The organism is Streptomyces africanus (genome assembly GCF_002150735.1).
Lineage (GTDB): Bacteria > Actinomycetota > Actinomycetes > Streptomycetales > Streptomycetaceae > Streptomyces > Streptomyces africanus.
In genome coordinates this window covers 1-2706 of sequence record NZ_MUKA01000131.1, presented here as the reverse complement: position 1 = coordinate 2706, position 2706 = coordinate 1, and the positions used below count along the sequence as shown (strand labels likewise).

At 73.1% G+C, this 2706-nt stretch carries 4 protein-coding genes and 2 pseudogenes; 2 read left to right on the top strand and 4 right to left on the bottom strand.

Annotated elements, in window-relative coordinates; all coding sequences use genetic code 11:
• From CCL05_RS47505 to rpmG, 4 genes and pseudogenes are all read right to left on the bottom strand, one after another.
• A pseudogene (locus CCL05_RS47505) lies at positions 1-144 on the bottom strand (30S ribosomal protein S18); the annotation flags it as partial.
• 48 nt (positions 145-192) lie between these two features.
• A pseudogene (locus tag CCL05_RS18380) lies at positions 193-1311 on the bottom strand (GTP-binding protein); the annotation flags it as partial.
• 5 nt (positions 1312-1316) lie between these two features.
• Positions 1317-1565 (bottom strand): type B 50S ribosomal protein L31, encoded by a 249-nt coding sequence (locus tag CCL05_RS18375; protein WP_086561588.1) that lies wholly within the window; start codon positions 1563-1565, stop codon positions 1317-1319.
• 2 nt (positions 1566-1567) lie between these two features.
• Entirely contained in the window at positions 1568-1732 is a 165-nt protein-coding gene (gene rpmG, locus CCL05_RS18370; RefSeq protein WP_010044249.1) for a 50S ribosomal protein L33, read from the bottom strand.
• Positions 1733-1795: 63 nt separating this feature from the next.
• On the opposite strand from rpmG, the gene rpmB reads away from it, so the two are divergent.
• Positions 1796-2032 carry a 50S ribosomal protein L28 gene (rpmB, locus tag CCL05_RS18365; protein WP_086561587.1) on the top strand — a complete coding sequence of 79 codons (237 nt, stop codon included), beginning with the start codon at positions 1796-1798 and terminating at the stop codon, positions 2030-2032.
• Complete coding sequence (gene rpsN, locus CCL05_RS18360; RefSeq protein WP_086561586.1) at positions 2032-2337, top strand: 30S ribosomal protein S14; 306 nt, start codon at positions 2032-2034, stop codon at positions 2335-2337. The genes rpmB and rpsN overlap by 1 nt, the downstream gene beginning before the upstream one ends.
• Positions 2338-2706: the final 369 nt, after the last annotated feature.

Genomic DNA, 2706 nt, shown 5'->3' with positions numbered 1-2706 from the left:
GACCCGGCGGCTGCGGATCTTCCCGCGGTCGGAGATGAACTTCCGCAGCAGGTCGGTGTCCTTGTAGTCGATGTACTCGATCCCGGCCTGGTCCAGGGGATTGGGGCGGTTCTTGACGGGCTTGCGGTCGGTCGTGCGGGGCATCGGGTCAGACCTCCAGGAGGGAGTCGAAGGCGTGCGGCAACCGCNNNCGTCCCGGTCGAGGCCGGGCGAGGTGAAGACCAGGTGCTGGCCGCGGTCGCCGTGCTCGGGGTGCCAGTCCAGCGCGGCGGCGGCGCGGCGCACCGGCGGGACCATCTCCCAGGCCGCGTCCGGCAGGGAGGCGAGCCAGGGACCCGCGCTCTCCACGCAGAGGGCCCCGCCCGCCGCGTCCCAGTGGAACAGCGTGTCGGGCTTGTCGGCGAGCCAGAACCGGCCCCGGCTGCGGGCGGCCGCGCAGGTCAGGTCCTCCAGGGCGGCGTAGAGCCGCTCCGGGTGGAAGGGGCGGCGCTGCTGCCAGACCAGAGTGGAGACGCCGTGCGCGTCGGCCTCGGCGGGGAGCAGGGCGCAGGCCGGGTGCTGGGCGGCCGCCGCCGACTCCACGTCGAAGCCGGCCAGGGCGGCCTCGGCCAGCGGCGGAAGCGGGCGGCGCCGCGGGGCCGGCACGGTCAGACCGTCGGCCTCGTCCCGTGCGAAGGCGCCGGGCGCGGGTGCGCCCGCCGGGTCGCCGTGGCCGATCGGGACCTGGCGGGCCGTCGGGTGCAGCTGCGCGAGCAGCTCGCGGTCCTCGTCGTCGGCCTCGGGGGACTCGGCGATCGCCAGGACGGGGGCGTACTCCAGCTGGCGGGCGAAGGTGTCGGCGACCGTGCGCTGGTCGGTTGCGGCGGCGGCGAGACCGCCGTCGGCCAGATCGTCGCCGTTGCCCAGGTACGGCAGGACCAGGGCCGGGTCGACGGCGGTGATCACGCCGGTGACGGTGAGCCCGCCGGCCGTGACGACCTCGGCCATGGCCTTGGGCTCGACGGAGTCCCACAGCTCGACGACGGCGAGCGGCGTCCGCCCCGCGTCCGCGAGGCGCTCCAGCTCCGGGACCAGGTCCTCGCGCAGGGCGCAGCACGCACAGTCGTTGACGAGCGGCGCCTCCCCCGCGTCCAGGACGCCGGTGGCGTCCCGGACGGTCCGTACGACCGTGCCGGCCGCGGCCGTCGCCAGGTCGTGGTGGAGGGCGACGCTGCCGGGCACATCGGCGAGCAGCCGGGCCACGGCCGCCCTGCGGGCGTCGGCGTGCAGCCCGCCGACGATCACGACGGAGAGACCGGAAGGGACAGCCACGGTGGTCAGCCCTTCTTTCCGTACCGGCGCTCGAAGCGCTCGACGCGTCCCGCGGTGTCCAGGACGCGGGCGGTGCCGGTGTAGAAGGGGTGGCTGACGTCGGAGATCTCGACGTCCACGACCGGGTAGGTGTTGCCGTCCTCCCACTCGATCGTCTTCTCGCTCGTCATGGTCGAGTGGGTGAGGAAGGCGTAGTTCGCGGCACGGTCGCGGAAGACGACGGGCCCGTAGTCCGGGTGGATTCCCTCGCGCATGGTCAGCGCTCCTCTCGGAAGTCGACGTGGCGGCCGACGACCGGATCGAACTTGCGCAGGGTCAGTCGGTCCGGGTCGTTGCGACGGTTCTTGCGGGTCACGTAGGTGTAGCCGGTCCCGGCCGTGGACCGGAGCTTGATGACCGGCCGGAGTTCATTGCGTGCCATGCCGCTATGCTACTGAAAATGAATTCCATTTACATCACGTGAGCCAGAGAGGTACGTCACCACATGTCCGCGCACTGCATGCTGACCGGCACCCAGCCCGGCTTCGGCAACCGCATCTCGCACTCCCACCGGCGCACGTCACGCCGGTTCGACCCCAACATCCAGTCCAAGCGCTACTGGCTGCCGAGCGAGGGCCGGTACGTACGCCTGCGGCTGAGCGCCAGGGCGATCAAGACCGTCGACACGATCGGGGTCGAGGCGGCCGTCGCCCGGATCCGCGCCCGGGGAGTGAAGGTCTGATGGCGAAGAAGAGCAAGATCGCGAAGAACGACAAGCGGCAGGAGGTCGTCGCGCGGTACGCCGCCCGGCGGGCCGAACTGAAGGAGATCATCCGGCGGCCGTCCTCCACGGACACCGAACGGCTCGCCGCGCAGGCGGAACTGCGCAGGCAGCCGCGCGACGCGAGCCCTACGCGGGTGCGCAACCGGGACCAGGTGGACGGGCGTCCGCGCGGGTACTTCCGGGCGTTCGGGCTGTCCCGGGTGAGTCTGCGCGAGCAGGCGCATGCGGGGTATCTGCCGGGGGTGCGCAAGTCGTCCTGGTGAGACGGGGCTGGCCGGCGCCGGGGCCCGGCTACCGGCCGGCCGGTAGGAGGCCCTCGGGGGTTCGCCCCGGGGTCTCTTGACCGGCCCTGGTAGCTTGCTGCGGGTTCCGGGAAGGGCCGGCGGGCCGCGCCGGGGCCGGCCGGACGGCTACAGCTTGGGGGCTTGCAGTGAACTCGGTGATCTTCTCGCGTCGCCCGGGAGGGAGTCGGCGGACGCCGCTGCGACCCGCAGCGGCGTCCGCCGACTCCCTCCCGGGCGACGCGAGAAGATCACCGAGTTCACTGCAAGCCCCCAAGCTGTAGCCGTCCGGCCGGCCCCGGCGCGGCCCGCCGGCCCTTCCCGGAACCCGCAGCAAGCTACCAGGGCCGG